General features: G+C 42.8%; 3 protein-coding genes and 5 tRNA genes. 7 read left to right on the forward strand and 1 reads right to left on the reverse strand.

What is annotated here, in order from left to right; all coding sequences use genetic code 11:
- Positions 1–4,707, forward strand: a 4,707-nt coding sequence (locus tag E0D70_RS17280) for a tandem-95 repeat protein (protein WP_133013513.1), incomplete at its 5' end; no start/stop codon positions are given.
- Positions 4,708–4,805: 98 nt separating this feature from the next.
- Here the strand turns inward: E0D70_RS17280 and msrA are convergent.
- Positions 4,806–5,465, reverse strand: coding sequence for a peptide-methionine (S)-S-oxide reductase MsrA (msrA, locus tag E0D70_RS17285; protein ID WP_133013514.1), 660 nt, complete (start codon positions 5,463–5,465; stop codon positions 4,806–4,808).
- Positions 5,466–5,600: 135 nt separating this feature from the next.
- On the opposite strand from msrA, the gene E0D70_RS17290 reads away from it, so the two are divergent.
- The 6 genes from E0D70_RS17290 (at position 5,601) to E0D70_RS17315 (ending at position 6,747) form a co-directional block, all read left to right on the forward strand.
- The gene (locus E0D70_RS17290; RefSeq protein ID WP_133013515.1) at positions 5,601–5,819 is read left to right on the forward strand and encodes a hypothetical protein; all 219 of its coding nucleotides are present in this window, start codon (positions 5,601–5,603) and stop codon (positions 5,817–5,819) included.
- A 95-nt stretch (positions 5,820–5,914) separates the two neighbouring features.
- Positions 5,915–5,991 (forward strand) — tRNA-Met (locus E0D70_RS17295).
- 107 nt (positions 5,992–6,098) lie between these two features.
- Positions 6,099–6,175 (forward strand) — tRNA-Met (locus E0D70_RS17300).
- A 136-nt stretch (positions 6,176–6,311) separates the two neighbouring features.
- A tRNA-Met gene (locus E0D70_RS17305) sits at positions 6,312–6,388 on the forward strand.
- Between the two features lie 74 nt (positions 6,389–6,462).
- A tRNA-Met gene (locus E0D70_RS17310) sits at positions 6,463–6,539 on the forward strand.
- A 131-nt stretch (positions 6,540–6,670) separates the two neighbouring features.
- A tRNA-Met gene (locus tag E0D70_RS17315) sits at positions 6,671–6,747 on the forward strand.
- Positions 6,748–7,307: the final 560 nt, after the last annotated feature.

Consider the following 7,307-nt stretch of genomic DNA (forward strand, 5'->3'; position numbering starts at 1 on the left):
AACAACAACAGCGATGTTCAAGCGTTGGGTGATGGCGACAAGTTGACCGAGACGTTCACCGTCCAAACAGCGGATGGCACAGAAGAAACGGTCACGATTACCATCAACGGCACGAACGATGTTGCGGTTATCACAGGCGCGGATACGGGTTCTGTGAAAGAAGATACAACAGCGCAAGCGACGGGCACCTTGAGTGTGACAGATACCGACGCAAACGAAGCGGTGTTCCAAGTGCAAGAAGATAGCGCAGGCGATTACGGCACGTTCAGCGTCGATGCCACTGGCGCATGGACATACGACCTAACGAACAACAACAGCGATGTTCAAGCGTTGGGTGATGGCGACAAGTTGACCGAGACGTTCACCGTCCAAACAGCGGATGGCACAGAAGAAACGGTCACGATTACCATCAACGGCACGAACGATGGCCCAGTGGCAACAGACGACAAAGCGTCCGTAGATGAAGACGGTGGCGTGATCACCATCGATGTGTTGTCTAACGACACAGACCTTGATGGCGATACATTAACCATCACTGCCGCAACGGTATCAGAAGCACAAGGTACGGTAGCGATTGTGGATGGCAAACTTGAATTTACGCCAGCCGAAAACTTCAACGGTGACGCGAACATCAGTTACACGATCAGTGATGGTACGGTGACGGATACAGCCAACGTAGCAGTAACAGTTAATGCGGTAAACGACGCACCTGTGGCGACTGATGACTCTACCATGGTTTACAGTACGGGGATTCGTCTTGATGAATTACCTGAGTACGGAACAATGGAGGTGAAAAATGCTGACGGCGATTGGGTTGAGATGACTGCGGGTGTTACCTACCCTTCTGATACAGAAGTCCGCTTTGATCCTGAAGTCGATAAATTAGAGGAAGCTGTAGCTTTTGAGATTGGTTCTTTCGATGCTGACTCGGATTCAAAAACAGGCAGCTTTGATGGCACGGCATCAGTGAGTGATTGGGGTAGCTTAAATAGTGATGGAAAAAAAGTCGTTAAAACGTTCAATGATGGGACTCCTGATGGGGCACCTGAAATCACTGTGACTACGTCTGTTTCTACTGGTACTTTAACAGCCTGGAACGGAAAAAACTCAGTAGGTTATGGTATTGGTAATGAGACTGGGAATGGCCTTAGTTTAGGTGAGTCATTAAAAGTTGATATTGATGCAACCGATGTTTCTATTAATAAAATATCATTTACATTGGCGGGTTTAGGTGGGTATTTTGATAAGGACAGTAATCATGAAACCGCTGTTTCTATTACCGCTCACTTTGTCGATGGTTCAGAACAATCAATATCTAGCTTTAGAATAGGTGGTGAATATGAAAGTACTTATTCATTCACAACGAATAATGCGGTTGATTACTTTAAATTAACGACAACAGGCCATAATGGGTCTTATGTTGTTCAGAACATGACTATCTCTCAAGTTGTTCCAGATACCGTGACTTTAACCACCTTACAAGCGGATGGCAGTGAAACGACTACTAATGTGATCTTTGACCCTAGTGATGTATCTGAAGATGGTACAGTCAGTTTGACAAGCAGATTTGCTGATCTTCTTGATGGCAATTTAACAGAAGGTGCTATTGCTACTGATGAAGATGCCTCAATCACTATAGATGTTCTGGCTAATGATACCGATGTAGACGGTACTATAGATCCAACGACGGTTGTTATTACTACTCAACCCGAGCATGGCACAGTGTCTGTTGATTCAGAAACGGGTGAAGTCACTTACACACCAAATGATAATTACAATGGTGAAGACAGCTTCGAATACACCGTTAAAGATAATAATGGCCTAGTTTCAAATCCAGCAACGGTCAGCTTAACGGTTAATAGCGTGGATGATGCGCCAGTAATTACCCTTAATGATGAGTCTGTGACCGTATCTGAAAAAGGTTTAGAGGACTCGACAACGGGTATAACTAGTGCGACAGGAACCTTTACAGTCAGTGATGCAGACGGAGATGATTTATCCGTATCATTGGTTGCACCGACAGAGACTTATACCTCTGGTGGTGTTGCGTTGGTCTGGGCTCTAACGGACAGCGGAGATTTGATCGGCTCTGCGAATGGTGAAGCGATTGTTACTGTTACGCTTGGTGATGTGAATAGCAGTGGCGAAGGCTCATACACGGTTACATTGAGTGGACCTGTTGATCAGCCAAATACGACAGCAGATGATTCGCTTTCTATTCAGTTCGGTGTGGTTGTTAACGATGGCACGTTAACAACAACCAGCACGATAACCGCCGTTATTGAAGACGACGCACCTACTTCGGTTACGACCGAAGCAGAACTGCAGTTGAGTGCTAGCACTTTCTCTATATCGAATATTGCATCAGGATTTTCAGATGCATCCTTTGATGAAGGAGATATAGCATCAGTTCAGACCTACCATGGTAACCATATAAAGACAGAGGATTATGATTTAGGAACTCACTCTACAAGTGATGATCCTGAGGATCATGATGATTATGACGAGACGCTCTCATGGGGGAATGTCGGTCATGGATATACCTCTGCTGGAGAAAGCTCTGTTACTGCTAGCGAAGTTGAAGATAATTCTTCAGATATTGGTTTTGGTGAAAATCATAAGTTTGTCGTTGCCAAAATTACCCATGACAATGGTTTGACGAATGCGAGTTATGCTGATTCTCTAACAAGTGCTAATTTTAATGTCGATGTTACTTTGGTCATAGATGGGACAGAGGTAACTGTTAAACTCTCTTCATTATTATCAGAAGATGATACCAGTAATATCCTTACGAATTCTGGAGACATTTTAACGCTTGCGAGTTCAAGTACGGAAGTCGTTGTCAATGATGTGAGCTATACCGTATCTCTTGATGGGTTCTTAGTGGACGGCAAAGTAGCTAACACCGTGACAACCGCTGAATATGACTTATCGACTGATTCTGCTACGGATTTATCACATAAGGAAACTTATTCTGTGGTTGCCCATGTTGAACTGACAGACTCAAGTTCAGTGGAAGAATATGTGTTAACCGGCACTCTTAATACAGACGCTGGTGCAGATGGTTTGGACTCAGTGGTTGCTAGCAATACGAGTGATGATAACGGTAAATTGGTTGTCAACGAAGACGGCACATATAGCTTCACGCCAAGCGATGCTCTTGTTAGTTCCCTGGGCGATGCTGGTTCACAAGTTGTTCAATATAGCTATTCGGTTGTAGATGGCGATGGTGATTCAGTAGAGAATACCTTGTCTATTACGGTGAGCGGCCCTGATGCTGATACAGGAACCACAACAACAGTGTCTGGGCTGAGTGGAAGCTTCTATAACTATGATGATTCTGCTGAAGGCAATAGTAATATTACCTCTATTGCACAGGCAGAGAGCATTATTGCTTCTCAATCGGCTAATGCTAGTTTCATTGGTACAGAAATCGATTATGGGCTTGCAAATGGGGATTTGGGTGCGAATACGAATCTAACCTCATGGTTAGGGGATGATGCTGAATCATTAACGTACGTTGATAAAGACAGTACTGAAGATTCTGTTGTGCAATTGACAGGCAGTGTGTCATTAGCAGCTGGCCTCTACAGTATCAAAGTAACCGCCGACGATGGCTATCAAGTCAAGATAAATGGCAGTGTAGTTGCTAGTGTCGATAATATTCAGCAAGCAACCACAGATACATTTGTTCCTTTTAGAGTTACAGAAGGTGGCGAACAGTCTATTGAGATTGTCTACTGGGATCAGGGAGAGGCTTACCAATTAAGTGTTTCTCTAGCGCCAGTAACAGGTCTAGTGTTGCAAGACAGTGATTACCAAGTTCTAGGCAGTGATGCTTATCCAACGACCTCTGTTGTAACCGATGTGTCAGATATTGTCACCGACACAACCGATGATGTGTTGGGATCAGATGATACACCTACTGAGTTCGAAGGAATGGCGGCAGGTCTTGATGACAATATTGCGTGGTTTGAGTCCAATACAGGTATTGAAGACGACACAACCGATAATGTGAACCAAAACTCGAAATATTGGAACGATGGAGAGGAAGGCTCTTACATAGTTGGAACAGAGAATGACGATACTATTAAGGGTAATGGTGGTGATGACCATATTGTCGGTAACAACAGCCAGGATATTTTATATGGCGGTAACGACAAAGACTGGCTAGAAGGCGGTGATGGTAATGATAAATTATATGGAAATGGCGATTCTGATCTATTAGATGGCGGGGCTGGCAATGATAAGTTAGATGGCGGTGTTGGCAATGATATCCTTCGAGGTGGGGATGGAGATGATACGTTATTAGGAAACGCTGGAAACGACATTCTGATCGGCGGCCAAGGGCAAGATACGTTAACTGGCGGAGATGGATCTGATCTGTTTATTCTTCAGGATCCAGCTATTGGTAGTATTGATACGATTACTGACTTTAATATCAATAGTGACGCGTTGGATGTAAGTGATTTACTATCTGGTGATGGTGTTGATCTTAATGATGCAGATGCTGTCACGGCGTATCTAAACGATAACCTCACGTTGAAGTCTGACGAAAATGGTTCTGGTAGCCTTTCTGTTAAGGATTCTAATGATGCAGATCACCAAGTTGCTACATTTGGTTCGGATTTTACATTGGGAGCAGCAGGGACATCTGTGGCAGTAGTGTTCAACGACCAAGAGTACAGTATTAATGTTGATGGCTAGATGCCATTAGTAGAAACAAAAAAACCGAATTAGATATCTAATTCGGTTTTTTTATAGCTCGCAAATGAGTGATGCAATGCTGTGTTTTTTTAGGTGTATTAAACGCCCAAACCAATAGGGCAGCTGACGCCTGTACCACCTAATCCACAGTAACCGCCTGGGTTTTTATGGAGATATTGCTGATGATATTCTTCGGCAACGTAATAAGTCGTTAGAGGCTCAATTTCTGTTGTGATCATAGCGTGACCTGCCGATAGGAGTTCTTTTTGAAACGCGGCTTTGCTTGCTTCCGCAATCTCTATATCGTCTACATTGTTTAGATAAATGGCAGAGCGATATTGACTACCGATATCATTACCTTGCCTCATGCCTTGAGTCGGATCATGATTTTCCCAAAAGACTTTTAAAATGCCGGCTAGTGTTGTGATGTTAGTATCAAAACGAACGGTCACGGCTTCAGTGTGCCCCGTTTGCCCGCTGCAAACTTCTTCATAAGTAGGGTTTGGGGTAATGCCGCCGGCATAACCTACAGAGGTAACCACGACACCAGGCGTATTCCAGAACTTTCTTTCTGCTCCCCAAAAGCAACCCATTGCTAATACAACCTCAGCTTCGTTGCTTTTTAATGGTCTAAGGAAAGATTCATTATTGACGGCGTGCTTCCCTGAGACAGAAAGCGCTTCTGGTCTACCTATTAAGGCGGAATCCTTATCGGGTATCGTTGATTTCTTTAGTAATTCTTCGCTTTTACTGAACATGCGATGGCTCCAAAGCTAGGTGTTCTGAATGAAGTAGTCTTTTAACTACATATGACTACAGTCAATAATAACTAAATTATAAAATACAACTACCCGAGATATAGAAATATCCGCATTAGCGCCTAGGATTAATAAATGTTTAAAAAGGAAGTGGTGTATATGTTTCGTATTTTGGTGCTATGGGATTCAAGAGATGCGCTTATTCAGTTCATTGATGAATTGGATGCGGTGTTATGCCTCAATAAAACTGAGCCTACCTTTATTCAGCTTGATAGTGAGCATGTCCCACTGCCTGAGAAGATAAAGCCTAAAATCAAGACTCTTCTAAAACAAGCATTCTACATTTTGCCATAGGTTTGGATTAGCCTGTTCTTTTTACGATAAAAAGGATAAACGCCTATGAACCGCTTGACTCCTATCTGAACTCACCTATAATACGCCCTCGTTGTCGCGGGATGGAGCAGTCTGGTAGCTCGTCGGGCTCATAACCCGAAGGTCGTAGGTTCGAATCCTGCTCCCGCAACCAATTTAGATAGCGGTCGTAGGTTTCTTTTTAGTAAGAAAAATTCTTCTAAAATCATTTAAATATGGGCAACGAAAACGAAATTGTTAGTGAATTAGAACATAATTTGTCGCGGGATGGAGCAGTCTGGTAGCTCGTCGGGCTCATAACCCGAAGGTCGTAGGTTCGAATCCTGCTCCCGCAACCAAGTTAATGAACGGTCGTAGGTTTCTTTTTAGTAAGAAAAGCTGCTCCCGTAACTAAATAGAATTAGTCTAATTTGGTCACATAATAATTTCAGTACTAAGAGATAAAATCTATTCTATATCAGTAGTTTAGTTTGTCGCGGGATGGAGCAGTCTGGTAGCTCGTCGGGCTCATAACCCGAAGGTCGTAGGTTCGAATCCTGCTCCCGCAACCAAAACATAGTTTTTGGCCACAAAATTTATCTTTGATTTCTGCATATAAACTATATAAATCAATAGTTTAATCTGTCGCGGGATGGAGCAGTCTGGTAGCTCGTCGGGCTCATAACCCGAAGGTCGTAGGTTCGAATCCTGCTCCCGCAACCATTATTAGTAAAAGGTCGTAGGTTCACTCTTTAAAGAATAAAAGTGCTCCAGCAACCAAATATTAAATTTGGTCACAGAATATATCAGTGTAATATCATTAAAAAGTAAGCTATATCAATAGTTTAACTTGTCGCGGGATGGAGCAGTCTGGTAGCTCGTCGGGCTCATAACCCGAAGGTCGTAGGTTCGAATCCTGCTCCCGCAACCAATTCAAAAACGGTCGTAGGTTACTCTTTAGTTAGTAAAGCTGCTCCCGCAACCAATTCAAAAACGGTCGTAGGTTACTCTTTAGTCAGAAACACTGCTCCCGCAACCAATTCAAAAAGCAAACAATTCAAAAACGGTCGTAGGTTACTCTTTAGTTAGAAACACTGCTCCCGCAACCAATTCAAAAAACAATCAATTCAAAAACGGTCGTAGGTTACTCTTTAGTTAGTAAAGCTGCTCCCGCAACCAATTCAAAAAACAATCAATTCAAAAACGGTCGTAGGTTACTCTTTAGTTAGAAACACTGCTCCCGCAATCAATTCAAAAAGCAATCAATTCAAAAACGGTCGTAGGTTATTTTTTAGTTAGAAATGCTGCTCCTGAAATTAATTTATATTACTGATTTTAAAGGATAATTTTCTCAATAATGTTCTCTATAAACCTAAATTCAGATAATAAGTGCGACACTGCTAATCAGGTGTAGAAGAAGCCAACTGCTGAAGTTGGTATGATTCTTCTTACCACAGAACAAAGCAGTACCAACATGAATTATCAGCAGTT

Origin of the sequence: Marinomonas flavescens (assembly GCF_004352835.1) — a bacterium.
GTDB lineage: Bacteria > Pseudomonadota > Gammaproteobacteria > Pseudomonadales > Marinomonadaceae > Marinomonas > Marinomonas flavescens.

Bases quoted from the DNA above. Each gene is read 5' to 3' on its own strand.
- msrA (WP_133013514.1), bottom strand. From the start codon at position 5,465: ATGTTCAGTAAAAGCGAAGAATTACTAAAGAAATCAACGATACCCGAT.
- E0D70_RS17290 (WP_133013515.1), top strand. From the start codon at position 5,601: ATGTTTAAAAAGGAAGTGGTGTATATGTTTCGTATTTTGGTGCTATGG.